This window comes from Mesoterricola sp. JemC181, assembly GCF_055384585.1.
The window spans coordinates 4783895-4808147 of sequence record NZ_AP045076.1 but is presented as its reverse complement, the minus strand read 5'-3'; the positions used below and the strand labels follow the sequence as shown (position 1 = coordinate 4808147).

24 protein-coding genes are annotated in these 24253 nt (G+C 67.2%); 13 read left to right on the top strand and 11 right to left on the bottom strand.

The genetic code is table 11. The features are described from left to right. Positions 1 to 228: 228 nt before the first annotated feature. From ACZ5MC_RS20895 to ACZ5MC_RS20855, 9 genes are all read right to left on the bottom strand, one after another. Entirely contained in the window at positions 229 to 852 is a 624-nt protein-coding gene (locus tag ACZ5MC_RS20895; RefSeq protein WP_464516695.1) for an OmpW/AlkL family protein, read from the bottom strand. 106 nt (positions 853 to 958) lie between these two features. Further along, positions 959 to 1432 (bottom strand): RrF2 family transcriptional regulator, encoded by a 474-nt coding sequence (locus ACZ5MC_RS20890; RefSeq protein ID WP_464516694.1) that lies wholly within the window; start codon positions 1430 to 1432, stop codon positions 959 to 961. Between the two features lie 306 nt (positions 1433 to 1738). Then, entirely contained in the window at positions 1739 to 3223 is a 1485-nt protein-coding gene (gene mqo, locus ACZ5MC_RS20885) for a malate dehydrogenase (quinone) (RefSeq protein ID WP_464516693.1), read from the bottom strand. Positions 3224 to 3319: 96 nt separating this feature from the next. After that, positions 3320 to 5377, bottom strand: coding sequence for a prolyl oligopeptidase family serine peptidase (locus ACZ5MC_RS20880; RefSeq protein ID WP_464516692.1), 2058 nt, complete (start codon positions 5375 to 5377; stop codon positions 3320 to 3322). A 70-nt stretch (positions 5378 to 5447) separates the two neighbouring features. Continuing rightward, the gene (locus ACZ5MC_RS20875) at positions 5448 to 7202 is read right to left on the bottom strand and encodes a cytochrome c biogenesis protein (RefSeq protein WP_464516691.1); all 1755 of its coding nucleotides are present in this window, start codon (positions 7200 to 7202) and stop codon (positions 5448 to 5450) included. Further along, entirely contained in the window at positions 7199 to 8368 is a 1170-nt protein-coding gene (locus ACZ5MC_RS20870) for a cytochrome c biogenesis ResB family protein (RefSeq protein ID WP_464516690.1), read from the bottom strand. The genes ACZ5MC_RS20875 and ACZ5MC_RS20870 overlap by 4 nt, the downstream gene beginning before the upstream one ends. After that, the gene (locus ACZ5MC_RS20865) at positions 8361 to 8978 is read right to left on the bottom strand and encodes a hypothetical protein (protein WP_464516689.1); all 618 of its coding nucleotides are present in this window, start codon (positions 8976 to 8978) and stop codon (positions 8361 to 8363) included. Before ACZ5MC_RS20865 ends, ACZ5MC_RS20870 begins: the two co-directional genes overlap by 8 nt. Positions 8979 to 9061: 83 nt before the next feature. Beyond that, a complete protein-coding gene (locus tag ACZ5MC_RS20860) occupies positions 9062 to 9472 on the bottom strand; it encodes a hypothetical protein (protein ID WP_464516688.1) in 411 nt (136 codons plus the stop codon). A gap of 173 nt (positions 9473 to 9645) precedes the next feature. After that, positions 9646 to 10179: a hypothetical protein gene (locus tag ACZ5MC_RS20855; protein ID WP_464516687.1), complete on the bottom strand. Its 534-nt coding sequence runs from the start codon at positions 10177 to 10179 to the stop codon at positions 9646 to 9648. A 176-nt stretch (positions 10180 to 10355) separates the two neighbouring features. Between ACZ5MC_RS20855 and ACZ5MC_RS20850 the strand changes: the two genes are divergently transcribed. The 13 genes from ACZ5MC_RS20850 (at position 10356) to ACZ5MC_RS20790 (ending at position 23297) form a co-directional block, all read left to right on the top strand. Further along, complete coding sequence (locus ACZ5MC_RS20850) at positions 10356 to 10823, top strand: RrF2 family transcriptional regulator (RefSeq protein ID WP_306597826.1); 468 nt, start codon at positions 10356 to 10358, stop codon at positions 10821 to 10823. A 470-nt stretch (positions 10824 to 11293) separates the two neighbouring features. Then, positions 11294 to 11491 (top strand): hypothetical protein, encoded by a 198-nt coding sequence (locus ACZ5MC_RS20845; protein WP_306597825.1) that lies wholly within the window; start codon positions 11294 to 11296, stop codon positions 11489 to 11491. A gap of 16 nt (positions 11492 to 11507) precedes the next feature. Next, on the top strand, positions 11508 to 11954 hold the full coding sequence (locus ACZ5MC_RS20840) for a QcrA and Rieske domain-containing protein (protein ID WP_306597824.1): 447 nt from the start codon (positions 11508 to 11510) through the stop codon (positions 11952 to 11954). Continuing rightward, positions 11951 to 13240 (top strand): cytochrome b N-terminal domain-containing protein, encoded by a 1290-nt coding sequence (locus ACZ5MC_RS20835; protein ID WP_306597823.1) that lies wholly within the window; start codon positions 11951 to 11953, stop codon positions 13238 to 13240. Before ACZ5MC_RS20840 ends, ACZ5MC_RS20835 begins: the two co-directional genes overlap by 4 nt. A 10-nt stretch (positions 13241 to 13250) precedes the next feature. Next, a complete protein-coding gene (locus ACZ5MC_RS20830; protein ID WP_464516686.1) occupies positions 13251 to 15065 on the top strand; it encodes a c-type cytochrome in 1815 nt (604 codons plus the stop codon). Continuing rightward, on the top strand, positions 15049 to 16443 hold the full coding sequence (locus ACZ5MC_RS20825) for a cbb3-type cytochrome c oxidase subunit I (protein ID WP_306597821.1): 1395 nt from the start codon (positions 15049 to 15051) through the stop codon (positions 16441 to 16443). The genes ACZ5MC_RS20830 and ACZ5MC_RS20825 overlap by 17 nt, the downstream gene beginning before the upstream one ends. A gap of 19 nt (positions 16444 to 16462) precedes the next feature. Further along, positions 16463 to 17032 carry a cbb3-type cytochrome c oxidase subunit II gene (locus ACZ5MC_RS20820; RefSeq protein ID WP_306597820.1) on the top strand — a complete coding sequence of 190 codons (570 nt, stop codon included), beginning with the start codon at positions 16463 to 16465 and terminating at the stop codon, positions 17030 to 17032. Between the two features lie 2 nt (positions 17033 to 17034). Next, positions 17035 to 17208: a hypothetical protein gene (locus tag ACZ5MC_RS20815; RefSeq protein ID WP_306597819.1), complete on the top strand. Its 174-nt coding sequence runs from the start codon at positions 17035 to 17037 to the stop codon at positions 17206 to 17208. After that, positions 17201 to 17500: a hypothetical protein gene (locus ACZ5MC_RS20810; RefSeq protein ID WP_306597818.1), complete on the top strand. Its 300-nt coding sequence runs from the start codon at positions 17201 to 17203 to the stop codon at positions 17498 to 17500. The genes ACZ5MC_RS20815 and ACZ5MC_RS20810 overlap by 8 nt, the downstream gene beginning before the upstream one ends. Positions 17501 to 17510: 10 nt before the next feature. Further along, positions 17511 to 19439, top strand: coding sequence for an FAD-dependent oxidoreductase (locus ACZ5MC_RS20805; protein WP_306602297.1), 1929 nt, complete (start codon positions 17511 to 17513; stop codon positions 19437 to 19439). Then, positions 19436 to 20755: a 4Fe-4S dicluster domain-containing protein gene (locus ACZ5MC_RS20800; RefSeq protein WP_464516685.1), complete on the top strand. Its 1320-nt coding sequence runs from the start codon at positions 19436 to 19438 to the stop codon at positions 20753 to 20755. Before ACZ5MC_RS20805 ends, ACZ5MC_RS20800 begins: the two co-directional genes overlap by 4 nt. A gap of 2 nt (positions 20756 to 20757) precedes the next feature. Then, positions 20758 to 20913 (top strand): hypothetical protein, encoded by a 156-nt coding sequence (locus ACZ5MC_RS20795; protein WP_306597816.1) that lies wholly within the window; start codon positions 20758 to 20760, stop codon positions 20911 to 20913. Between the two features lie 2 nt (positions 20914 to 20915). Then, positions 20916 to 23297, top strand: coding sequence for a heavy metal translocating P-type ATPase (locus ACZ5MC_RS20790; protein WP_464516684.1), 2382 nt, complete (start codon positions 20916 to 20918; stop codon positions 23295 to 23297). 21 nt (positions 23298 to 23318) lie between these two features. On the opposite strand, the gene ACZ5MC_RS20785 is transcribed toward ACZ5MC_RS20790, so the two are convergent. Continuing rightward, positions 23319 to 24008 (bottom strand): SdpI family protein, encoded by a 690-nt coding sequence (locus tag ACZ5MC_RS20785; protein WP_306597814.1) that lies wholly within the window; start codon positions 24006 to 24008, stop codon positions 23319 to 23321. After that, on the bottom strand, positions 23984 to 24247 hold the full coding sequence (locus ACZ5MC_RS20780; RefSeq protein ID WP_306597813.1) for an autorepressor SdpR family transcription factor: 264 nt from the start codon (positions 24245 to 24247) through the stop codon (positions 23984 to 23986). Before ACZ5MC_RS20780 ends, ACZ5MC_RS20785 begins: the two co-directional genes overlap by 25 nt. Positions 24248 to 24253 lie beyond the last annotated feature (6 nt).

Here is a 24253-nt window from a genome sequence, read left to right as displayed (position 1 = left end):
CCCGCCAGGCCTTATCCTGCCCTTTCCCTTCAATCCGATTCATCCCTGTTCCAGCAGGGCCAGCCAGGGATGAGAAGGCGCGCAAGCTACCTGCTATTGCCGACCCAATCCTGCACTCGCCCTGCTGAAACAGGGATGAACCGGATCCAGGGGATGGAAGGGGATCTTTCTGTTTTGGACTGCCCCCTTCATCCTGTATCGAGGAAGCCCCTGGCTAGCCGGCAGCCCCTAGAACCGGTAGCCCACGCCCACGCCGATGAGCATGGGATCGAGCTGCACGGCCGAGACCTTGGCGCCGTTCGCGGCGAGCTTCACGTCCGAGCCGAGCTTGGCGTACTTGACGTCGAGGTTCAGGAACCAGCGGTCGGCGACCTTGATGTCCACGCCGGCCTGGACGGCGATGCCGAGGCTGCTCTTTTCCAGGTCCAGCGCGCCCACGCCGGGGACCTTGATGTCCACGTCGGAGATGAGGGTGAAGTTGAGCCCGGCTCCCAGGTAGGGGTTGATCATGCCGTCCGGGAGGAAGTGGTACTGGGCGGTGAGGGTCGGGGGGAGATGCTTGAAGGTGCCGATCTTCGTGCCGGAGAGGGTGACGTCGTGTTCCTGGGGGATGGTGAGGATCAGCTCGGCCGAGAAGTGCTTCGTGAAGAAGTAGCTGAAGTCCACTTCGGGGATGGTCTTGTTGCTGACGTGGATGGCGTCGGCGGGGACGCCCAGGGCGGGGATCGCGTCGGATTTGTTGGAGGGCTGGATGCCGACGGCGCGCACGCGCACGAGCCAGGGCGTTTCGGCCTGGAGGGCGGGGGCGGCGAGGGCGGCGGCGAGGAGGGTGAGAGAGGCGAGCCGTTTCATGATTGACATCCTTGAATGCCCCCGGGATCGCCCGGGGGTGGGGGAGAAAGCACGGCGAGTAGGCCGGCCGAGGGCCGGGGACCGGGGTGGCGGCTGGATTCCGGAATCAGGTGCGGGCGGACCGGCGGGCCCTGGCCTCGCCGGCAAGGTTGGAATGGACGGCGCGGTGGTCCAGGGACCCGGACGCCAGCTGATCGAAGGTCACCGACGCCAGGTGGTCCCGCAGCACGGTGGTGGCGTGGCCCCAGGCGCGCTGAACGGTGCACCCCGGACCGAAGACGCAGGGTTCGCCCCCGTTCAGGCAGTCGTTGAGCGCGACGCCCCCCTCCAGGGCCTCCAGGAGGTCCAGGAGGGAGATCTCCGAGGCGGGGCGGGCGAGGCTGACGCCGCCGAGGGTGCCCCGGGTGGTCTGAAGGATGCCCGCCTGGATGAGGAGGGCGATGAGCCTCCGGGTGAAGGGGGCGGGCAGCAGGCGGGTCCTGGCGATCTCCGGAATGGAGACCCGGGTTCCGGGCTCGAGGCAGGCCAGGTGTAGAACGAGCCGCGCCGCGTAGTCCGTCTGGCGGGAAATGCCGATCATGGGGTCTTTCGGTTGCTTGATGACCAATGTTACCTATTGGGTCACATATGTCAAGACCAATCGGTCATCTATTAAATAGCCATCCACCCTTCATGCAGGGCCTGGGGCAGGACGGCACCACGTGCTTTCTCCGCCGAGGAGCCGAGGGTCGTCACCACCAGCGGCATTCAGAGGCTTCCGCGCCTTTTCCTCCAGGTGCTCGGCCTGTTCTTCCGTCAGATCAACGCGCCCAGCACTTGCAAGGTTGCCCCCACGGATTCAGAAGCAATGGGGCACATTATTGATGCAGCTATCTGGCGGCGAACACTAGCGGAGTCCCAGCACTGCGTTCGTGCGGTCCCGGACGGACTTGAGGACATCGGCCTCCTTGGTGAGGTCATGGCCATGCGAAGGCACCATCTTCTTGATGATGGCCTGTCCCTCAGCCGTGCGGGATTCGCTGAAGCACTTCAGGATGAGGTCCACCATGGTGGCCGCGCAGGTGGAGGCGCCGGGGGAGGCGCCCAGGAGCGCGGCGAGCGTGCCGTCCCCCGCGGCCACCATCTCGGTGCCGAATTCCAGCTTGCCGCCCTGCAACGGGTCCTTCTTGATGATCTGGACCCGCTGGCCGGCGATCTCCAGGTCCCAGTCCTCCAGGCGGGCGTTCGGGATGAAGTCCCGCAGGGTCTTCACCCGGTCCTCCTGGGACTGGAGCACCTGCCCGATGAGGTAGCGGGTCAGGTCGAGGTTGTGCAGGCCTGCGAAGAGCATGGGCTTGAGGTTGCTGGATTTGACCGAGCAGGGGAGGTCCAGGAAGGAGCCCTCCTTGAGGTACTTCGTCGTGAACCCGGCGTAGGGACCGAAGAGCAGGGCCCGGGACTCGCCGATGATGCGCGTGTCCAGGTGGGGCACGGACATGGGCGGGGCACCGAGGGTGGCCTTGCCGTACACCTTGGAGGCGTGACGGGCCACGATGGACGGGTTCTTGCAGACCAGCCACTGGCCGCTCACGGGGAAGCCGCCGTAGCCGTCCGCTTCGGGGATGCCGGACTTCAGGAGGAGGGGCAGGGCACCGCCGCCGGCCCCCAGGAACACGAACTTGGCGGTGAATTCCTTGAAGCCGCCCTCCTTCCGGTCGGCCGCCTTGAGGCGCCAGAGGCCGTAGGGTTCCCGGGTGAGGTCCTTCACGTCGTGGTTCACTTCCAGGCGGAAGCCCGGCCGCTTCTGCAGGGCGGCGAACATGGTGTGGGCCAGGCTGCCGAAGTCCAGGTCGGTGCCCCGGTCCACCCGGGTGGCGGCCAGGGGCGTGCCGGGCTCGCGGCCCTCCATGACCAGGGGCATCCATTCCTTCAGCTCAGCCGGGTCTTCGGTGATGCGCATGTCCGCGAACATGGGGTGGGCGCTGAGGCGGGCCTGGCGGGTGCGCAGGAACCGGGTGTTGGCCTCGCCCCACACGAAGCTCAGGTGGGGGCAGGGATTGAGGAAGGTGGAGGGGGAGGGGATGATGCCGCGCTCGACCAGGTGGGACCAGAACTGCAGGGACACCTCGAAGGAGGCGTTGATGTTCAGGGCCTTGGCGATGTCCACGGAACCGTCGGGCTTCTCGGGGGTGTAGTTCAGTTCGCAGTTGGCGGCGTGGCCCGTGCCCGCGTTGTTCATGGCCTTGCTGCTCTCCTCGGCCACGTCGCCGAGGCGTTCCAGCACGAGGATCCGCATGTCGCCCCGGAGCTCGGCCAGCATGGTGGCCAAGGTGGCGCTGACGATCCCGCCCCCCACGATGGCGACATCGACCTGATTCTCCTTGGGAACCACGAGCCCTCCTGGGAAATTTCCCCATTATGCCTATGCCGGGACGTTCCGGGCCGGGTAATTTCGGATCGGTCCTTCGATAATCCGGGCGAGCGAGTCTCAGTCGCCGAAGACCTGATTGCGGACGAGGGCCTCGGTGGACCAGGGGGCCGGGGCGCCGCCCAGGTACTTCGCGAACCACTCCAGGTGGGCGTTGTAATAGACGGGCATGGACTTGAGCCGGTCCGGCCAGTGGCCGTCGTTCTTGAAGACGAGCAGACGGGAGGGCACGCCCGCCAGCTGGAGGTCCGTGAAGAACTCCAGGCTCTGGGTGTAGGGGACCCGGTAGTCCCGCTCGCCGGTGATGACCAGGCAGGGGGTCTTGAAGGCCTTGGCGTGGCTGGCGGGGTTCATGCGCTCGTAGGCGGCCTTGTGGCTGGTGGGGGTGCCACCCAGTTCCCACTGCGGGAACCACAGTTCCTCGGTCGCGCCGTGCATCGCCGGGAGGTCGTAGACGCCCATCATGGCCGCCAGGGCCTTGAAGCGCGTGGTGTGCCCCTCCAGCCACATCATGGCGTAGCCGCCCCAGGACCAGCCCATGGCGCCCATGCGCGAGGCGTCCACGTAGGGCAGGGCGGCCAGCGCGTCGGTGACCTTGGCGATGTCCGTCATCACCTTGCCGTCCCAGTCCTTGGAGATGGCGTCCGTGAAGGCCTGGCCGTACCCGGTGGAGCCGTGGGGGTTGGGGAAGGCCACCACGTAGCCGGCGCCGGGGTAGACCTGCCAGTCGCCCCGGAACGTGTCGGACCACATCATCTGGGGGCCGCCGTGCACGTTGAGGATGAGGGGATACTTCTTCGCGGGATCGAAGCCGTGGGGCTTGACGATGAACACCTGCACGTCCGCGCCGCCGGCGCCCTTCACCCACAGCTCCTCGGCCGGGCGCAGATCCACTTCCGCCGCCACGGCGTCGTTGAAGGAGGTGAGCTTCGCCAGCTCCTTGCCGGGGAAGCGGCAGCGCCAGATCTCCGAGGCCTCGCCCACGCGGTTGCGCACGAACAGGACCGAGGCCTGGTCCGGGGCCACCACGAACTCCCGGATGCTCTGGCCGTCAAGCACCCGCACGGGCTGGCCGGAGGGAAGGTCCACGCGGTAGAGGGGGTAGCGGCCCTTCTCCTGGACGGTGAACCACAGGGACCTGCCGTCCGCCGACCACTGGAAGGCCTCGATGGGGTTGTCCAGGGCCTCGGTGAGGTTCCGGAAGGCCTTGGCGGAGCGGTCGTAGACGCCGAGTCGGAAGCGGTCGGATTCGAACCCGGGGACCTTCTGGAACTTGTAGGCGATCCAGCGCCCGTCCGGCGAATAGCGCGGGGCGCCGTCGGCCGCGGGGTTGGCGCCAGTGATGCAGAGGGGCGTGCGGTCACCGTCCAGGCGGATGAGGAAGAGGTCGACGTTGGTGGACCGGGCCGGTTCCGGGCCGTTGGGGGTGGCCACGCAGACCTCCCGGCCGTCGGGAGCGACGTCGTAGCTCTGGTCGTAGCCCGGGAAATCCCGCGGGCCTGAGGTGAGCGCCGTCACGGCCCCGCCGTCGGCGGGGGCCTTGAACAGGTGGGTGTACTGGAAGTCCCGGTACGAGGTCCAGTGGCGGTAGAGCAGTCCGTCGGCCAGGTGGGCCTGCACGGGCCCCTTCTCCAGCTTTTCGGCCATGGCCTTGTTCCGGGCCTCGTCCGCCAGGGCCTCCGGGAAGACGGTGGACTGGAAGAAGACGGTCTTCCCCACCACCTGGGGGTCCGCGATGCCCGGACCGAACGCGGTGACCTGCTTCGCCTCCCCGCCGGCCATGTCCAGGCGCCACAGCTGGGAGCCCTCCTCCCGGTTGGAGAGGAAGGTGAAGGACCGGCCATCCGCCGACCAGCGGGGCCAGGTGTCCGACGTGCCCGCGAAGGTCAGCTGCCGAACGGCGCCGCTGCGCAGGTCGGCCATCCATACGTGGGTGGCCCGGGTGGACTTGCGCAGGTCCTGCGAGGCGACCTCGAAGAGGAGCCGGGAGCCGTCAGGCGAAAGGGAGAGGTGGGCCACGTCCTTGAGGCGGTAGAGATCCTCGATGGAGAAGGCCCGGGGCGCGGCGGCCAGCGCGGGGCAGAGGAGGAGGGGCAGGACGCGGCGGAGGATGTTCACGGGACTCCCAGGAAGGCTCTAGGTTCAAGCTTCCTGAAAGTCCCGTTCCGGCACAAGCGAAAGGATGGGGTCAGGCCTTGGCGCCCACGTGGAAGGTATCCGGCAGCAGGCACATCCCGATCAGCACCAGCTGGCTTCCGATGAACAGGAACAGCCACAGGAAGGCCGCGTCGGTGAACCCGTAGGAGTGGAGCCCCACGCCCAGCATGTTCACCCCGAACCAGGAGAGGCTGGTGATGATGTTGCCGAAGATGGCGCAGGCCATGAGGCCCTTCTCCTTGATGTAGCCGGCCCAGCGCGCGTGGAGGATGACGGCGTTCCACAGCACGATCAGAAGCGCGCCGTTCTCCTTGGGATCCCAGCCCCAGAACCGGCCCCAGGACTGGTCGGCCCAGATCCCGCCCAGCACCGTGCCCACGAAGCTGAAGAGCAGGGCGAAGCAGATGATGCCGTAGGTCATGTCCACCAGGACCTTGGTGGTGGCCTCGTCGCGGTTCCTGCCGAAGAGCTTGCGCAGGGTGAAGGCGATGGCGATGGCGCCGGCCAGGAAGGTGGCGCTGTAGCCGATGGTGATGGTCACCACGTGCGTGGCCAGCCAGAAGTTGGAGTCCAGCACGGCGCGCATCATCTCCATGGTGTCGCCTTCCATGGCGAGGTGGTGGGCGATGATCAGCGAGACGAAGCCGGAGGCCGCGCCCACCGCGGTGGCGAAGCCCCGGCGGTACATCCGCTCCAGGACGATGGCCAGGATCACCGCGCCCCAGCCCACGAACACGGCCGAGGAGTAGAGGTTGGTGACCGGGGGACGGCCCTGCAGGATGATGCGGGAGGCCAGGCCCAGGGTGTGGATGATGGCGGCGCCCCACAGGAAGGAGAAGGCCCCCTCCTGGAAGAACTCCCGCCGGCCCAGCCAGGAGAAGAAGATCCCGCCCAGCGCCAGGAGGTAGAAGACCATGCCGATGTAGAAGGGCTCCACCCGGTTGAAGAGCAGCTCGGAGCCCGCGCGGCTGAGGGCCTCGGGGCGGGCGGCGCTCACCTGGCGCTTGAGGTCGTCGGTGGCGGCGTTGAACGAGGCCGCGTCGCCCACCGTGTAGGCGGCGCCGGCCCGGGCCAGGGGCACCAGGGCGGGGTGCATGGAGCCGGCGGCGGCGTTGTCCAGGGCCGTGCCCACGGAAATCCACGCGTCGGGATCCTGCCCGGCCAGGGGGGCCAGGGGCTTGAACTGCGCCAGCTCCGCAAGGGCCCTGTGGCGCGCCGGGGCGTCGGGGGTCTGGAGCGTCTGGAGCTCCATGAAGAGCCCCGGGGTGTCCATGAGCTGCATGGAGTTGCGCAGGCCGTGGTACTTCTCGAGCCGGCCGTAGAGCTTGACCACCGCGGCCTGGAAGCGGGAGCGCTTGATGGCCTCGATGCCCATGGCGGTCTGGGCCTGCTTGACGATCTCGTCGAGGTGGGGGCCGAGGGTGGCGAAGCTGAAGCGCCGCTGGTTGCTCTGGGCCATGCCCATGAGACCCAGCACGTCGGGATCGTCGATGCTGAAGATGGGCTGCTGGTCGGCCACGGCGGGGCGGAACATGACGTCCAGGATCCACTCGTCGGGGCTGAGCGTGCGGTTCTCGAAGCGGATGGTCTGCCGCTCCTGGATGACCAGGATGGCGTTGCGCGCCACCGAGTCCAGGGGCTTGACGCGACCGCCCTCGAGCACCGGCATGCGGCAGAACTTCTCGATCTCCATGCCGCGCACGGGGCGCGGCGGCATCATGACGAAAAGGGCGGCCGCGAGGGTGAGGACCGCGGGCAGCCACTTGGCGAGGCGGTTGAGGTTCATGCCGTCACCTCCTGGGTTTCATTGCGCTTTTTCGTGGAGCGCCGGAGGGTGATCCCGAAGTGGATGAGCAGGCCCAGGGTGATGAGCGTGCAGGAGATGTAGGGGAGCAGCCACCCGGGGTTCCTGACGACCTGGAGGATGCTCAGCTGGTCCCCCTTGCCGAAGCTGGCCTGGTAGAAGGCCCGGCCGTCGTAGCGCAGGGGCTGGTTCATGGAGATGAGCACGTCCCGCTCCTCGCCCCGGGCGGGATCGGAAATGTGGACCAGGCTGGAGAAGTTCTTCGGGATCTGGGTTCCGGGGTAGAGGTCGTGGCTGAACTTCTTGAGCGTGATGGAGTAGGGCAGGTAGTAGCGCCGGTTGTGGATGCCCAGGGTGTAGGTGCGCCCTTCGTGGATGAAGCTCTGGGGCGCGCCGATGCCGTTGGAGGCCAGCCAGGTGCCGTAGCTGTGCCCACCGGCCATGGGCTCGACGACGGCGGTGACCATGTTGACCTCGGTCTCCGTGGCGGCCAGGGGCGCCTCGGTGACCTTGACGCCCGTGCCGACGCCCTGGGTGGCCAGGGGCGGGGGATCGCCCGGGCCCAGGCGGGTCAGGTTCGCGTTGGGGAAGAACTTCTTCACCCGGATGGTCAGGGGCGTGCCGGGCAGGGCCACGTCCCGGCCCTTGGCCAGGAGGCTCTCCGGCACCCCGTAGGCCTGGGGCTGCCCGGGATCGGTGACGTCGGTGACGGTCAGCTCGAAGTCCCGGGGGCTCTCCAGCCAGTTCACGGTCTGACCGGTCTCGATGGACATGTTCGTCTCCACCTGGAAGGCGCCGGTGGAGAACTCCCCGGCCACCAGGAGGATCAGGCCGCCGTGGGCCAGCCAGAGCCCGCACTTCGACCAGTTGGGCTCCAGGCGCTTGAAGCCCGCCACGGAGAGGTTGAACAGGAGCACCAGGCCCACCAGGGCTCCGCCCGGGAAGATGGGCAGGGGGAAGGGCAGTCCCGGGAAGTAGCGCCAGACCAGGAAGGAACGCATGTACACCTTGACGGCGCCGAAGGTTCCCAGGTCGGTCTGGGCCAGGGTGCAGAGCACGACCAGGGCCATCAGGAGCACCAGGGAGACGATGGTGACCTGCATGGACGCCAGGCCGTTCCAGAAGCGGAGGGCGTATGTCTTAATCAAGGTGGAGGGTCTCCAGGTAGCGCATGAAGTCGGGCTTGGCCTTGGCCACGGGTGCCGCGTCGCCCACGAGCTTGAGGAACCAGGTGCTGCCGTCCTTGGTGGTGAGGGAGCCCGTGATCATACGGGTCTGGGCCTGCCCCTGGCTGGCGAAGTCGAAGACCGCCACCGCGCCGGCCTTGCTCTTGACGGTCTGGCGGGAGGCCGCCAGGGCCTTCTCGTCCAGGGGTTCCAGGCCGATCTGCCCGCGCCAGCGGTTCACGTTGGCCAGTTCACCCCCCGCCTGGCCCGGAAGGCACACGACGGACAGCTCGATCTTGCCCGGGCCGGGCGGGTTGAGGGTCGCGAAGCGCATGCCGCTGCCCGGGGTCTCGGTCCAGCCCTTGGGAAGGGTCCAGTGGAGGGGGCTGGCGGGCGCCGGCGGTGGGGCCACGTCCCCGGACATCCCCGGGGGCATGCCGCTCGGTGTCGCGGCGGGCATTGGCGAAGCGGGCGCGGCGGGAACCGGGGCCGAGCGGCTCACCTGGTCCCGGTCGCAGCCGGTGAGAAGGATCGCGCAGGCAGCCAGCGCAGCGCAGGCGCCGGATGGCAGCCTCAGGGAAGGGGTTGGCATGGTGACATCTCCAAGGAAACGACCTCGGGTCCAAGCATAACCGGACCGGTCCTATATCCGACGCATATGCTCTGGATTGTGACTCAGATCTTCTCGGCGATCTTCAGGACGGCATCGCTCAGCTGGACCTTGGCCGCCTTCAGATTGGCGGTGTTCAGGATGAGCTTGGGCCGGCCGCCGTCCTCCACGATGAGGACGGAGGCGCTGGTGGCCAGGTCCCGCCGGTTCGTGATGACCAGGCGTCCGAACTGCTTCATGGTCTTGGCGATGTTGGGATTGGTCACCCAGCAGATTTGAGCCGAGGAATCCACCACGATCCCCTGGGCCTCCAGGGCGGTCTTCAGGGCGGCGTCCTCGCAGGCGATCTTGTTGGTGCCGCTGGAGGCGATGATGGCTTTCAGGAACTTGGCTTCCACTTCAGGCGTCAGGTCCGCGCGCACCGCGAGGGTGGCCACGGATGCGGCGGCGAGGAGGAACGTCTTGGAGTAGCTCATGGATTCCTTTCGTGGGGACGCGCGGTACGGACCCTTCACGCCAGTTCGGCAGACTTGCCCTGACCCCGGTCGCGGGAACCTTCCCTCCTCGAGAGCTAGGGTTGGTCAGAACTATTTTAATTAATCGGAGAAATGGGAACAATCTTTTTGTTCTGCCTGCTTTTTCACAGGCTCTAAGCTTGGGTTTTTCCCAGGTTCCTCCACAGCGCCACCAGGAGGATCCCCAGGGCCAGGCCCATCAGGCCATGGGCGAGGCCGTAGGCGCCGGCCCGCAGGGCGTGGCTTGAAGACATGAATCGATCATTCAGCAAGGCGAAATCATGTGCTCCGTGCCGGACGCCCAGCACGAAGTGGTAGCCCTTGACCAGCATGAGCCCGACGGTGAGCACGGCGCCGGGGAGGTACAGGGCGGACGTCCAATCGAGGGAGCGCTTGGAGACCGTTCCCGCCCCCAAAGCGAGCGACAGGTGAAGCATCCAGGCGAAGGCGAGGGGCAGGAGGACCCCCACCAGGAAGGCATGCCCATGGACCAGCGCCAGGGTGAGGAGGAACTCCAGGTGGGCCCCGGCGGGAACTTCTGGGGAGATGAGGACCTTCCGGCCGGACTCCTGGAAGGAGATCCCGGCCAGGAGGGCCACCACGATCATGATCAGGGCGAAGCGCAGCTGGGTGCGGTAGAACCGCTGGTAGTGGCCGGGGATGTTCACGGGATCTCCTGGGTTGGTCCGCGTCTCCAGACGGGCCCTACCCGGATTCTGGGGGAGCAAGTGACGAAGATCAAGGTTCCCGGCAGGGTTCCGTTGGATACTGATGCCGTGTTCTTTCCGCCCCCGGCCGGGGGCGGATGTCTGGTTTTCCCGCACTATCTTCCTCCTGGTGGCCCATGCTCGGGATTTCGCGACAGACCGATTACGCCGTGCGGGTGGTGCTGCACCTGGCTTGCCTCGAGAAGGGGGCGCAGGTGTCCATCGCGGAGATCTCGGAATCCAGGGCCCTGCCCATGCCCTTCGTGCGGCGCCTCATCAAGCCCCTGGTGACCCGGGGCATCCTCGTTTCGGCCCGGGGCTCCTCGGGCGGCATCCGCCTGGCCAGGCCCGCCGGCGAGATCTCGCTGCTGGACGTGGTGCAGGCCATGGAGGGCGGCATGGCCCTCAACCACTGCGCCGACGCCGACAAGGGCTGCCCCCTCTCCCACAGCTGCCCGGTGCAGTCCGTGTGGGTGGGCGCCACCAGCGTCCTCGAACGCCACCTGGACCAGGTCCACTTCGACTCGCTGGCCCTCGGGCCGCAGGGGCACGTGGTGGCCCACCAGCGCATGCACAGCGCCTCCGCGGCGGTCGGCCTCGTCTAGCGCAGGCCTCGTCGAATCCCTTCGAATCGCACCGCAAGCCGGCCGGCTTGGCCGATGCGATTCCGCCAATCCGGCCGGCCCGAACCAGGTCTGCCGCGGCGAAGGACCCGGCCCGCCGGAGGCCTGCGCGCGCGCATCCCAGGCATGGAATCCAAGTCAAGTAATCAGGCAATCTGGTCGGATATCGGATCGCCCGGAAACGGAACTGAAAATGAGTCTCAAAGATAAAAACAGCCTCAAAATCGGACGATTCTGAGGTAGATTTTGAATTTTTATTTATTCTAATAACACGACTTATATAAAACGTTACCAAAAACATCACAAATATGACAAAAGGGTCTTGTGAACTAGCAGACGTTTCACGCAGGATAGGACATCGCAATCGTGAGGTTACTGATGGAGTGCTGGTCCCTGACCGGATACGCCGCAACCTTCACCGCGGGGTCACCTTTCCCGCGGGGAGGCACGCCATGGAAATGACGTGGATCTCCATCGCCGCGAGCCTCGCGATGGGACTCGCCGCGGCCTTCCTCTTCGTCTTCGCGGTCAAGCGCGGCTGGTTCAAGGACATCGAGGACGCGAAATACCAGGTCTTCTGGTCGGACAGGAAAGATTCCACGGATTCAACTAGGGAGGCTGTTGATGGCAGTCAATCTGAAAAGAAGTAGCGGGGGAGGCACCCAGGTGGCGGTTTCGCGCCGGAGGATGCTGGCCTGGATCACCGGCACGGGCCTGGTCGGCTCGGGCGTCCTGAGCGCCGTCTCCAACTTCGTGTTCATCAAGCCCAGGGCCACCTACGGCCAGCCGCAGCGGTTCAGCATCGGCAAGCCCGACGACTTTCCGGCGGGCACCCGCATCGCCCTGGAGGCCCGTCGCATCTGCGTCGTGCGCGAAGGCAACAAGCTCGCGGCCCTGAGCACCACCTGCACCCACCTGGGCTGCATCGTGGGCCTGGCCGACACGGGCTTCGCCTGCCCCTGCCACGGATCGCGGTTCGATTCCGACGGCACGGTCACCGGCGGCCCCGCCCCGCGCGCGCTTCCCTGGTACAAGATCACGCTGGCCCCCAACGGCGAGATCGAAGTGGACAAGGACACCGAGATCACCCCCGGGAGCTACCTGACCCTATGAGCAAAGAGACGGCAAGCCCCTCCCTCCTGACCGCGGTGAAGGAACTGCCGGGGAACGTGTGGAAGTCGATCTTCCGCAATCCCCTGCCCACCAACGACCTGGAACGTTCCAGCACCAGCTTCACCAACTTCTTCCTGCACATCCACCCGGTGAAGGTGCACAAGAACACCCTTCGGCCCCTCTATACCCTGGGCCTCGGCCTGGTCTCGTTCTTCCTCTTCGTGATCCTGGTCATCACCGGGATCCTCCTGATGTTCTACTACGTCCCCAGCACGACCCAGGCCTACGACCGGATGCTTGACCTGCGCGGATCCGTCGCCTTCGGGACCATCCTTCGCAACATGCACCGCTGGTCCGCCCACGGCATGGTCGCGGTGGTGGTCATGCACCTGTGCCGGGTGTTCCTCACGGGCTCCTACAAGAAGCCCCGGGAGTTCAACTGGGTGCTGGGCGTCGTCCTGCTGCTGCTGACCCTGCTCATGAGCTTCACGGGGTACCTGCTCCCCTGGGACCAGCTGGCCTTCTGGGCCATCACCGTGGGCACCGCCATCGCCGGCTACGCTCCCGTCATCGGCAAGGACATCCAGTTCCTGCTCATGGGGGGATCCACCGTGGGCCAGGAGGCGCTGCTGCGCTTCTATGTCCTCCACGTGGCCGTGCTCCCCGCCGTGCTGACCATGGCCATCGCGATCCACTTCTGGCGCATCCGCAAGGATGGCGGCCTCTCCCGGCCCGCCGACGCCGACCCCACCCCGCCCATGGAGATGATGGCCGCCATGACGGACCCCAAGCCCTCCCTCCTGGAGGGCAAGAAGACCTACGGCCTCCAGGGCCTGGTGCGCGGGCCCCTGACCAAGGTGAACAACATCCCGGACAACACGGTCTTCTCCTGGCCGAACCTCTTCATGTCCGAGCTTTTCGTGTTCGTCATGACCCTCGCGGTGATCCTGGTGCTCGCGCTGCTCTTCAACGCGCCGCTGGAGGAGCCTGTCAACGTCATGCATCCGCCCAACCCCGCCAAGGCGCCCTGGTACTTCCTGGGCCTCCAGGAGATGGTGTCCTACTCGGCGTTCTGGGGCGGCATCGGGGTTCCGGGCATCTTCGTGGGGCTGCTGCTGCTCACGCCCTACCTGGACCGCTCCCCCAAGGGCGTGGGCGTGTGGTTCTCCAAGGACCGCCTCCTGGCCAACACCATCTTCCTGACCTTCCTCCTGGCGAACGTCATCTTCGTCATCATCGGAACGTTCTTCCGCGGTCCCAACTGGGCCTTCGTTACCCCTTGGTGAGGTCCAACCCATGAGATTCGCACTCGCCGTCGGAACCTTCCTGATCCTCGTGATCCACGGGGTCATCCTCTACAACCAGTTCTCCCACAAGTGGGAGGCGCACCAGATCGCCTATTTCAACCAGGCCAAGGCCATGGCGAAGGGCGAGGCGGAGAGGGCCTCCCTCGAGGCGCGGGGTCCGCGCATCGAGCAGACCGTGGTGGCCGACTTCGGGGAGACCCGGGTGGACCGCTGCATCACCTGCCACATCGCCTCCGACGACCCCCGGTTCTCGACCTACCAGCAGCCCCTCAAGACCCACCCCTATTCGCTGGCCATGGGCGACGTCCAGAAGAACGGCAGGTGGGAGCGCCGGCACAAGTTCAGCGAGTTCGGCTGCACCGTGTGCCACGACGGCCAGGGCCGGGGCCTCAGCCCCAAGGACGCCCACGGGGAGGACGAGTACTGGCCCGACCCCATCCTCGGAGCCGCGGTCCAGGAGAACTGGCGCAAGGAGTTCGTGCCCATGCTCCGGGGCAAGGAGTACCTGGAGGCCAACTGCGCCCAGTGCCACACCGGCGCCCATTTCACCGGCACGCCCACCGTGCGCAAGGGCATGGACCTCTTCTACGCCAGCAACTGCTACGGCTGCCACCGCATCGAAGGGCTCTCGGACGGCACCATCGGCCCCGATCTCACGGAGGTGGGCCGCAAGTTCAAGATCGACTACCTGTACACCCGCATCAAGGATCCCAAGTCCGTGCTGGCCACTTCCATCATGCCCAAGTTCAACATGCTCTCCGACCAGGACATCAAGGCCCTGGTCATCTTCCTCAAGAGCCGCAAGGGCAAGAACTTCTCCGAGACGGAGATGGACCGCTACCGCCTGCGCGCCACCGGCGGCGCGGAACTGGTCCAGGCCCACATCAAGCCCGTCCAGATCAACCCCGCCCAGATGGCGAAGCAGGGCGAGCAGCTGGTCCTCGACCGCGCCTGCACCGCCTGCCACAAGCTCGGCGCCAAGGACGGGGCCATCGCTCCCGACCTCAGCTTCGAGGGACTCGTGAAGGATCCCGCGTGGCTGGATTCCCACTTCAGGAATCCGCGCATCACCATGCCGGACTCCATCATGCCGGCCTTCCGGTTCACCGACGACGAGTTCAAGGCCATGACCTCCTACCTGTCCGGCCTGAAGGCGGTGCCGGCCATGCCCACCCCCGAAGCCACCTACAAGGCGCTCTGCCTGCGCTGCCACGGGGAAAAGGGTGACGGCCGCGGGCTCATCGCCGAGCACCTGGACCCGTCCCCCCGGGACTTCACCAAGGCCGCCTTCATGAACTCCAAGCCCATGGGCCGCCTGGTGGCCTCCATCAGCAAGGGCGTTGACGGGACGTCCATGCCCGCCTGGGGAAAGCTGCTGGACGAGAAGCAGGCCACGGCCCTCCTGGGCTACATCCAGACGGCCTTCGTCAAGGAGCCCCGCCAGGAGCCCAAGGCCCGGAACCTGCCCGCCGCCAACCCGGTGGCCTCCGGCCCCGAGTCCATCGCCCGAGGCGAAGCCACCTTCGTCAACCGGTGCGCGGGCTGCCACGGCCGCAAGGGCGACGGCAAGGGGCCCAACTCCCTGGACATCCTCCCCAAGCCGAGGAACCTGCGCAACGGCCTCTTCATGGCCAGCGTGAACGACACCCGGCTCTTCGACTCCATCCTCTACGGCGTCCAGGGCACGGCGATGCCGTCCTGGATCGACTACGGCATGAGCAACAACGATGTGGGCGATCTCGTGAACTTCCTCAGGAATCTCAATCCCAAACCCAAGGGGGGCCAGAATGCAGGAACAATTTAGCCGTGCGGAATCCGGAGGCGCAGCTCCGGGGGCCATCATCCACGAGGACACCACGGTCAAGTGGTTCGTAGTGAGTTCCATCAGCTACTTCTTCATCGTGGGGATCATCGCCCTCGTCATCGCGGCCAAGTTCGTGTGGCCCGACCTCATGGGCACCACGTCCTGGCTCACCTACGGGCGCCTCCGTCCCCTGCACGTCAACGGCATGCTCTTCGGCTGGCTCCTGGCCGCCGACATGGGCCTGACCTTCTACATCGTGCCCCGCCTCTGCGCCGTGAAGATCTGGAGCGAGAAGCTGGGCGTGGCCACGGGCATCCTCTGGAACATCATCATCCTCAGCGCCGTGGTCAGCCTGCTCCTGGGCCGCAACAAGGGCTTCGAATACGGCGAGCTGGAGATGTTCATCAGCGTCCTGGTGGTGGTGGCCTGGCTCATGTTCACGGCCAACATCCTCATGACCATCTTCCAGCGGAAGTACCAGGCCATGTACGTGTCCATCTGGTACTTCATGGGCTGCCTGCTCTGGACGGCCTTCGTCTACCTCACGGGGAACTTCGCCACGCTGCTCGCCACGGGCGTGAACCAGGCCAACCTGAACTGGATGTACGTGCACAACGCCGTGGGCCTCATCTTCACCCCGGTGGGCCTGGGCATCGCCTACTACTTCATCCCCCGCTCCTCCAACACCCCGCTGTTCAGCCACAAGCTCTCCATGGTCGGCTTCTGGTCCCTGGCCTTCGTCTACGTCTGGACCGGCGCCCACCACATGCTCCACGGACCCATCTCCCAGTGGCTGCAGACCATCGCCATCGCCTTCAGCCTCATGCTCCTGGTCCCCGTGTGGGCCGTGGTCTACAACCTCATCATCACGATGAAGGGCCAGTGGCACCAGCTGCGCGACAAGGTCGAGCTGAAGTTCCTCATGTCCGGCGTCGTCTTCTACCTGCTCACGTGCTTCCAGGGCCCCATGCACAGCCTGCGCACCGTGAACGCCATCGTCTCCAAGACCGACTGGATCCCCGGCCACGCCCACATGGCGGTGCTCGGCGCCTTCAGCTTCTTCGCCATCGCGGGCACCTACTACGCGGCGCCCCGGGTGTTCGGCAAGCTCCTGCACTCGGTGCCCCTGGCCAACTGGAGCTACTGGATGATCATGATCGGCGGCCTGGGCTTCTTCACCACCCTCTGGCTCGGCGGCTTCTGGCAGGGCTGGCAGTGGAACAACGTCTCCATCCCCTTCATCGACACGGTCGTGGCCCTCAAGCCCATCTGGACCGTCCGGTTCATCTCCGGCGTGATGATCTTCGTCGGCATCGTGATGTTCGCCTACAACATCATGGCCACCGTCCTCGGACCCGAAACCGAGGCGGCCGCGTAGCGGCCAGAAAGGAGCGAACATGCTGAGAAAAGCCGACACTTCCGCAGTCTGGGCCATCGTCGCGTCCCTCGTCCTCTTCTTCATCGGAGGCCTGCTCACCACCGTGGTGCCGCCCATGGTCGACAAGAGCTGGGGCAAGCCCTTCGCCAACTCCGATCCCGCCAAGGGTCCCACGGGGCACCTGGCGAAGCTCAACGAGCAGCAGCTGCAGGGCCGCGCCATCTACGTGCGGGAAGGCTGCTGGTACTGCCACACGCAGCAGATCCGCACCCTGCTGGCCGACACCAAGCGCTACGGCTGGAAGGGCGTCGACGCCCCCATCTCCACGCCCGACGAGTTCGTCTACGACACCCCGCACATGTTCGGCACCAAGCGCACCGGTCCCGACCTCGCGCGCATCGGCGGGCGCTACGACACCCAGTGGCACCGCACCCACTTCCGCAATCCCCGCGACCTCGTCAAGGGCTCGATCATGCCGGCCTTCCCATGGATCGTCAACGATCCCAAGGAATTCACCGCCCTGGTGGCCTACATGCAGACCCTCGGGCGCGCCAAGGACTGGCGCCCGGCCAACGACTACGAGAAGTAGCCATGGACTACACCTGGCCCAGCGTCTATTTCGCCTATCTGTTCTTCTTCCTGATGTTCGCCCTGGCGGTGTTCTTCTTCGTCAAGACCGCCAAGGACGGCTACTGGGGCAAGGACGGGGAGGACATCAAGTTCCGCATGCTGGAAGACGACGATCAGAGGAGAACCCATGAGTGAGCAGAAGGAAGAACTGAAGGACTATGCGGGCGGCTGGATCATGGAGAGGAAGGGCACCGACTTCCCCTTCTTCCTCAAGCTGGTCTTCCCCATCATCGGCCTGGGCTGCGTGGCCTACATCGTCCTCCAGATGATGGGCGACGTGGACCACGCCACCCGCGGCGCCTTCGTGCAGCAGTTCAACAAGGTCACCCAGACCAGCCCGGCCCTGCAGTACGCCGTGGCGATCCTGGCCCTGATCTACGTGGTCATCATGGCCGTGTTCACCTTCCGGTCCGTCAAGGAGCATTAGAGCCGTGGATATGGGGAATTGGCAGCTCAGGGTTCCGGACGACTCCCAGTACTGGCTGGAGATGGTCAAGTGCCAATACGCGTGCCCGGTCAACACCGACGCATGCGCCTACGTGACCGCCATCGCCGAAGGCCGGTACGAGGACGCCTACCGGGCCGCGCGGGCCACCAATCCCTTCGCGTCCATCTGCGGCCGCGTCTGCGGGGCCCCCTGCGAAGCCAACTGCCGCAGGGGGTCCCTGGACGAGCCCGTGGCGATCCGCGCCCTCAAGCGGTTCGTCACGGACAAGTTCGGGCCCGAGACGGGCGACTACGCCCGCTACAGGGAAGGCTGCGACCAGCGCATGCTGCCCCCCAACCGGGGCGACTACGAGCGGGTCGCGGTCATCGGGGCCGGCGTGTCCGGGCTCACCGTGGCCCACGACCTGGTCCAGGTGGGCTACAAGGTCACCGTGTTCGAGGCCGATTCCAAGCCCGGCGGCATGCTCATGACGGGCGTCCCGGTCTTCCGGCTCCCCCGGGAGCTGGTCAACCACGAGATCGAGGCCATCGTCTCCATGGGCGTGGACCTCAAGTGCAACATGAAGCTGGGCCGCGACTTCACCATCCAGCAGCTGCGCGACCAGGGCTACAAGGCGATCTTCCTGGGCGTGGGGCTCCCCAACGGGCGCAAGCTCAGCCTGCCCGGAGGCGACGCCCAGGGCGTCTACGACGGCATGGAGTTCCTGCGCGCCTTCAACGACGGCAGGACGCTGGAACTGGGCCGGCGCGTGATGGTGGTGGGCGGCGGCAACGTGGCCTACGACGTGGCGCGCAGCGCCCTGCGGCCCATGGAGGCCACCGAGGAGGAGCTGGTCCGCGAATCCATGGGCCACGACGAGAAGGTGGCCTACGACGTGGCGCGGTCCGCGCTGCGCCTGTCCGGGGACAAGGAGATCCACCTCATGTGCCTGGAGTCCCTCGAGGAGATGCCCGCCGACAAGGTGGAGATCCATGAGGGCGAGGAGGAGGGCATCCGCCTCCACAACCGCCGCGGCCCCAAGGAGATCGTCGTCGAGAACGGCAAGGTCAAGGCCATGCGCACGGTGAAGTGCCTCTCGGTCTTCAACGAGGAGCGGCGGTTCGCGCCGACCTTCGACGAGACGGCCCTGGAGGACATCCCGGTGGACACGGTGATCTTCGCCATCGGCCAGACCTCGGACCTGACGTTCCTCTCCGAGGCCGACGGGGTCGAGACCGAGCGCGGCCTCATCAAGGTCAACAAGGAGACCTACCAGACCACCGCCCCCGACATCTTCGCCTGCGGCGACATCGCCCACGGCGCCCGGCTCTTCATCGACGCCATCGCCTCGGCCCACACCGCCGCGCGCAGCATGCACGACTTCCTGCGCGGCACCCGCACCGACGTGGTGGTGCGCAAGCACTGGGAACCCGCCGTCTACACCATGGCCGAAGGCTGGCACCGCGAGGAGCGCTGCAACGCCCCGGTGCTGGAGAGCGGGATCCGCGCCGCCTCCACCGAGATCGTGGAGCTGAGCTACCCCGAGGAGATGGCCCGGCGCCAGGGGGCCCGCTGCCTGCGCTGCAACATCAACACCGTGTTCGACACCTCCACCTGCATCGCCTGCAACGGCTGCGTGGACGTGTGCCCCGAGGACCTCATCAAGCTGGTGGGCCTCAGCCGCCTCAAGGACGAGGACGCCTGGCTCAAGCTCGAACAGGCCGGTGCCGATATCCCGTTCGAGGCCTACCGGGCCATGTCCATGGAGGAGAAGGACGAACTGGGCGGGATCATGCTGAAGGACGAGAGCACCTGCATCCGCTGCGCCATGTGCGCCTCCCGGTGCCCCACCCAGGCCATTCTCATGAAACGTTTTGTGCATTACAAGGAATGCGTCGCCGTGCCCACCCCGAATCCACGAATTCTTTATAGCCGATGAGCGAGGCCGTCCCTCCCGCGCGGCACTGGCTCCTGGCTGAGAAACGCAAGCCCCTGCCCCCACCGGGGCGGGGCCACCGTCCCCTCCGGAAGCTGTTCCACCTGATCTGCTTCCTGGTCTTCCTGGTCCTGCCCTTCTCCAACCTGATGCGCTTCGACATCCCCCGGCAGCGGTTCTACTTCGCCGGCTTCGAGGTGCTCATCAGCGAGTTCAGCATCCTGTTCTTCGCCCTGATGTTCCTGATGTTCGTCATCGCGGTGGTGGCCATCATGTACGGGCGCGTGTACTGCGGCTACGCCTGCCCCCAGATGATCTTCAGCGAGGCGAGCACCGCCGTGGAGGCCTGGGCCATGAAGCTGGCCCAGAGGTGGACGGCGAAACCCCTGGGCCGGAAGATGCTGGGCAAGGGCCTCTTCCTGGCCGTCCTGGCGGTGGCCTCGGTGTTCCTGGCCTTCGTCTTCATGGCCTACTTCATCGAACCACGGGACCTGCTGCACCGCCTGCTCCGCTTCGACCTGGCCTCGGTGGGCGGCATCATGGGCGCCTCGGTCACCCTCGTGACCTTCCTGGACTTCACCCTGGTCAAGCAGACCTTCTGCACCACCGTGTGCCCCTACGGCTACATGCAGGGCATGCTCCAGGACCGCCACTCCCTCCTGGTGGCCTACCAGGACCCCACCTCCGCCTGCATCGACTGCAAGAAGTGCGTCCGGGTCTGCGAGATGGGCATCGACATCCGCAAGGGCCCCTACCAGATCGAGTGCGTGCACTGCGGCGACTGCATCGACGCCTGCGACGAGGTGCTGGCCAAGGTGGGCCACCCCGGCCTCATCCACTACTCCTGGGGCGGCTCCGCGGCCTCCGCCCGGAAGGAGCCCTGGTTCCGCCGCTGGGGCTTCAGGGACCCCAAGCGCTTCGTGATCCTCTTCGTGATGGCGGCCTACCTGACGGCGCTGGGGCTGACGCTGTACCTGCGCAAGCCGGTGCTCATGCGGGTCACCCCGGACCGCGCGACCCTCTTCACCCTGCTGCCCGACGGCAGCGTGGCCAACCGGGTCCGCATGAACCTCGCCAACCGCTCCCCCAGGCCGGTGGAGATCCGGGTCTGGGTCGAGGGATTGCCGGGCGCCCGGGTGATGCTGGACCGCAATCCCCTCACCCTGGCCCCCGGCGCCGCCCTGGAGCGGACCTTCGACATCGCCGCCCCCGCCGGCGGCCAGGAGCTCAACCCCATCCGCGTGGTGATCCAGTCCTCGGACCGGGGCGCCCCGGACGCTGCCGAAATGAACTTCATCATGCCCACCAAGAGGAACTGACCATGGATGACAAGAAGCGGACCGGGCGGTTCTACCTGACGTTCTTCGGGCTGGTGTGCGTGCTGTTCATCGGCCTCCTGGGCTACGTCTACAACCGGGTTTCCCACGTGCGCATCGAGATGCTGGACGAGCACGGCAAGACCGTTCCCGTCCGCTGACCATGGCGGTCTGCGACCTCTGCGGCACCCCCGCGGGCACGGGGTCCTGCTCGAGGACCTTCCTGGAGGTCCCCCGGACCTTCTGCTGCAGCGGGTGCATGAACGTGTACGCCATCCTGGTGGAGAGCGGGGCCGTGGCCGCGGGGCAGGACCTGCGCACCACCGAGGTCTACCTCCAGAGCCTCAAGCTGGGCCTGATCGCCGCCCCCGACGAGGGCCGTCCTCCCATCCCGGAGGACGCCGAGATCCGGGAGGAGCTGTACCAGATCAACGGCATGTGGTGCACCTCCTGCGGGTGGCTGGTGGAGCACGCCCTGGCCCGGGAGTACGGCGTGGTGAGCGCCGACGTCCTGTTCACCTCCGATCTCCTGAAGATCCGCTACTGCCCCCAGTACCTTCCGCCGGGGGTCATCCCGGACCGGGTGGCTTCCCTGGGCTACCGGGCCCTGCCCTTCGGGGCCGAGGGGGACCGGAAGGGATGGCAGGACATGCTCCTGCGCCTGGGCATCGCCTTCGGCATGTGGATGAACGTGATGCTGTTCAGCCTGGTTGTGTACGCCTCGTTCTTCGAAGGCATCGCCGAGGGGGCCCGGAGGGCCGTGCCCTTCATCCTCATGGGCCTGGCCCTGCCGGCGGTGACCTATTCGGCCTGGCCCATCCACCGTCTGGCCTTCTACGGGCTCCGGCAGGGGCGCCTGCGGCTGGAGGCGCTCATCTCCACGGGCGTCCTGGCCGCCTTCGCCTACAGCGCGGCCCAGGCATTCCTGGGGGGGCGCCACTACTACTTCGACACCGCCTGCGCCATCGTCACCCTCATGCTCACGGGCAAGGCCCTGGAGCGCTCCGCCAAGGAACGCAGCGCCAGGGCCATCGCCATGCTGCACCGCCTCCTGCCCCGCAAGGCCCGCATCCGGGTGGAGGGCGAGGAGCGCTTCGTGGCCATCGAGGCCCTCGAGCCCGGCATGGTCTTCCTGGTGAAGGCCGGGGAGCGCATCCCCGCGGACGGGGTGGTGGTGGCGGGGGCCTCCTCGGTGGACGAGTCGGTGATCACCGGGGAGTCCGAGCTGCGGGCCCGCGGAAGCGGGGACCCGGTGGTGTGCGGCAGCCTCAACGCCTCGGGCGTCCTGGAGGTGCGCGTCACCCACGCCTCCGCGGATTCCTCCCTGGCCCGGATCGTCGAGTCGGTGGAAGGGGCCCTGGCCAACCGCAGCCCCCTGGAGCGCGCCGTGGACCGGGTCTCCCGGCTCTTCATCCCCGTGGTGCTGCTCATCTCCCTGGGCACCCTGGCGGGCTGCCTCGCCCTGCACCTGGGGCCCACCGTGGCCATGCTGCGGGCCATCGCCGTGCTGGTGATCGCCTGCCCCTGCGCGCTGGGCATCGCCACTCCGCTGGCCACCACCGCCGCCGTGGGGGCGGCCTCGCGCAAGGGCATCCTCATCCGGGACGTGGGCGTCCTGGAGACCTTCCGCAAGGTGGACGCCGTGGTGCTGGACAAGACCGGCACCATGACCGAAGGCGTCTTCAAGGTGAGGGGCGCGGCCATGGAGCGCCTGGACCTGGCCGCTGCCCTGGAATCCTACTCCGAGCACCCCCTGGGGCACGCCCTGGTGGCCTACGCCCGCGAGCAGGGCCTCGCGCCCCAGGACGCCGCCGGCCTGGAGATCCGGCCCGGCCTCGGCCTGGCGGGCCGGGTGGGCCCCCACCGTGTGGTGGTGGGCAACCGCAGGCTCATGGAGCTGGAGGGGACCGAACCCACGCCGGAGATGACCGCCCAGGCCTCGGTGTGGCAGGCCGAGGGCTACACCGTGGTCTTCGGCGCCGTGGACGGCCTGCCCACCGGGGCCCTGGCCTTCGGCGACGCCCCGCGCCGGGAGGCCGCCGCCCTCGTGGCGGCCCTCAAGGCCCGGGGCGTGCGCACCATCCTCCTATCGGGCGACGCCCGGAGCACCACCCTGCACATGGGCCAGCGCCTGGGCGTGGACGAGTGCCTGGGCGAGGTGCCCCCCGCCGACAAGGCCGAGGCCGTGCGGCGCCTGCAGGCCAAGGGCGCCGTCGTGGCCATGGTGGGCGACGGCGTCAACGACGCCCCGGCCCTGGCCGCCGCCGACCTGGGCATCGCCCTGGGTTCGGGCGCCGACCTGGCGATGCACGCCGCCCCCATCGTCCTGTTGGGGGGCGGCCTCCTGCGCATCAACGAAACCTTCCGCCTGGCCGAGCGGACGGTGGCCATCATCCGGCAGAACCTCTTCTGGGCCTTCGTCTACAACGCCGCGGGCATCACGCTGGCCATCACGGGGATCCTGAACCCCATCCTGGCGGCGGGGGCCATGGTCCTGTCGAGCCTGTCGGTGATCGGCAACTCGCTGAGGCTGGGGCGGGGGTGACCCCGGCGGAGGGGTCTCCGCCTACCTGGCTTCGGGCGGCTGGGCCGGGCGGATGCGGTAGGCATACACCACGGGCACCACGACCATGGCTCCGATGAGCGCCATGACCACCGGACCCGCCACTGGGCCAGGCAGCAGGCACGCCGCCAGCTGCAGCAGCCCGCCGGCCATGAACACCCGCCCGCCCAGGCGGTGGGTGCGCTTCCACACCGCGCGGTCCTCCAGGGTCGGCGGGATGCGGATGCCCACCAGGGCGTTGGGCTCCAGGCGGGGCATGAGGTTGCCCAGCAGGATGAAGAACAGGGCCAGGAGGGCGAGGATCCCCGTGGCCCCGGGAGCGCCGCCCCGCAGGGCGCCGCCCAGGGTCAGCGCCTGGAGGCCGCCCAGGAACAGGACCAGCAGCAGGCGGACGCGCCGCGCCAGGGCCGGGTCCATGGACCGGGCCGCCCGGAAATCGAAGGGCCCGTTCAGGAAGAGCAGGCTCAGGCCGTAGACCACGGTGAGGAGGCCGGGCAGCAGCAGCGCGGCCTGCAGCGGGGAGGCCCACCCGTTGGGCCGGCCATCGAGGCCCCAGTGGACAGCCACCTGGGCCGGCAGCCGCGGCGCGGCCCAGAGGCTGAAGCCCCACACCGCAGCCAGCAGGACCCAGCTGGGCCATTCCCTCCTCAGCTGGAGCCCCTCCTCGCTCACGGGAAGAAGTTCATCATCCATTGCATCGCCTCCTGGAAGACCGTCGTATGCAGGGTGTAGATCTGGTGCTGCCCCTGGCGCCGCACGCGCACCAGACCCGCCTGCTTGAGCAGGTTCAGGTGGTGGGAGATGCTCGCCTTGGTGATGTCGAAACCGGCCGCGAGGTCCCCGGCGCTGAGGTCGCCCTCCCGGAGCAGATCGAGGATCCGCCTCCGGGTGGGGTCGGCAAGCGCCTTGAATACCAGGGAACCGGGTTCCATCGTCGG

Bases quoted from the DNA above. Each gene is read 5' to 3' on its own strand.
- ACZ5MC_RS20795 (WP_306597816.1), top strand. From the start codon at position 20,758: ATGGATGACAAGAAGCGGACCGGGCGGTTCTACCTGACGTTCTTCGGG.
- ACZ5MC_RS20895 (WP_464516695.1), bottom strand. From the start codon at position 852: ATGAAACGGCTCGCCTCTCTCACCCTCCTCGCCGCCGCCCTCGCCGCC.
- ACZ5MC_RS20815 (WP_306597819.1), top strand. From the start codon at position 17,035: ATGGACTACACCTGGCCCAGCGTCTATTTCGCCTATCTGTTCTTCTTC.
- ACZ5MC_RS20890 (WP_464516694.1), bottom strand. From the start codon at position 1,432: ATGATCGGCATTTCCCGCCAGACGGACTACGCGGCGCGGCTCGTTCTA.
- ACZ5MC_RS20875 (WP_464516691.1), bottom strand. From the start codon at position 7,202: ATGAACCTCAACCGCCTCGCCAAGTGGCTGCCCGCGGTCCTCACCCTC.
- ACZ5MC_RS20805 (WP_306602297.1), top strand. From the start codon at position 17,511: ATGGGGAATTGGCAGCTCAGGGTTCCGGACGACTCCCAGTACTGGCTG.
- ACZ5MC_RS20820 (WP_306597820.1), top strand. From the start codon at position 16,463: ATGCTGAGAAAAGCCGACACTTCCGCAGTCTGGGCCATCGTCGCGTCC.
- ACZ5MC_RS20810 (WP_306597818.1), top strand. From the start codon at position 17,201: ATGAGTGAGCAGAAGGAAGAACTGAAGGACTATGCGGGCGGCTGGATC.
- ACZ5MC_RS20850 (WP_306597826.1), top strand. From the start codon at position 10,356: ATGCTCGGGATTTCGCGACAGACCGATTACGCCGTGCGGGTGGTGCTG.
- ACZ5MC_RS20825 (WP_306597821.1), top strand. From the start codon at position 15,049: ATGCAGGAACAATTTAGCCGTGCGGAATCCGGAGGCGCAGCTCCGGGG.
- ACZ5MC_RS20800 (WP_464516685.1), top strand. From the start codon at position 19,436: ATGAGCGAGGCCGTCCCTCCCGCGCGGCACTGGCTCCTGGCTGAGAAA.
- ACZ5MC_RS20780 (WP_306597813.1), bottom strand. From the start codon at position 24,247: ATGGAACCCGGTTCCCTGGTATTCAAGGCGCTTGCCGACCCCACCCGG.
- ACZ5MC_RS20790 (WP_464516684.1), top strand. From the start codon at position 20,916: ATGGCGGTCTGCGACCTCTGCGGCACCCCCGCGGGCACGGGGTCCTGC.
- ACZ5MC_RS20830 (WP_464516686.1), top strand. From the start codon at position 13,251: ATGAGATTCGCACTCGCCGTCGGAACCTTCCTGATCCTCGTGATCCAC.
- ACZ5MC_RS20865 (WP_464516689.1), bottom strand. From the start codon at position 8,978: ATGCCAACCCCTTCCCTGAGGCTGCCATCCGGCGCCTGCGCTGCGCTG.
- ACZ5MC_RS20835 (WP_306597823.1), top strand. From the start codon at position 11,951: ATGAGCAAAGAGACGGCAAGCCCCTCCCTCCTGACCGCGGTGAAGGAA.
- ACZ5MC_RS20860 (WP_464516688.1), bottom strand. From the start codon at position 9,472: ATGAGCTACTCCAAGACGTTCCTCCTCGCCGCCGCATCCGTGGCCACC.
- ACZ5MC_RS20785 (WP_306597814.1), bottom strand. From the start codon at position 24,008: ATGGATGATGAACTTCTTCCCGTGAGCGAGGAGGGGCTCCAGCTGAGG.
- ACZ5MC_RS20845 (WP_306597825.1), top strand. From the start codon at position 11,294: ATGGAAATGACGTGGATCTCCATCGCCGCGAGCCTCGCGATGGGACTC.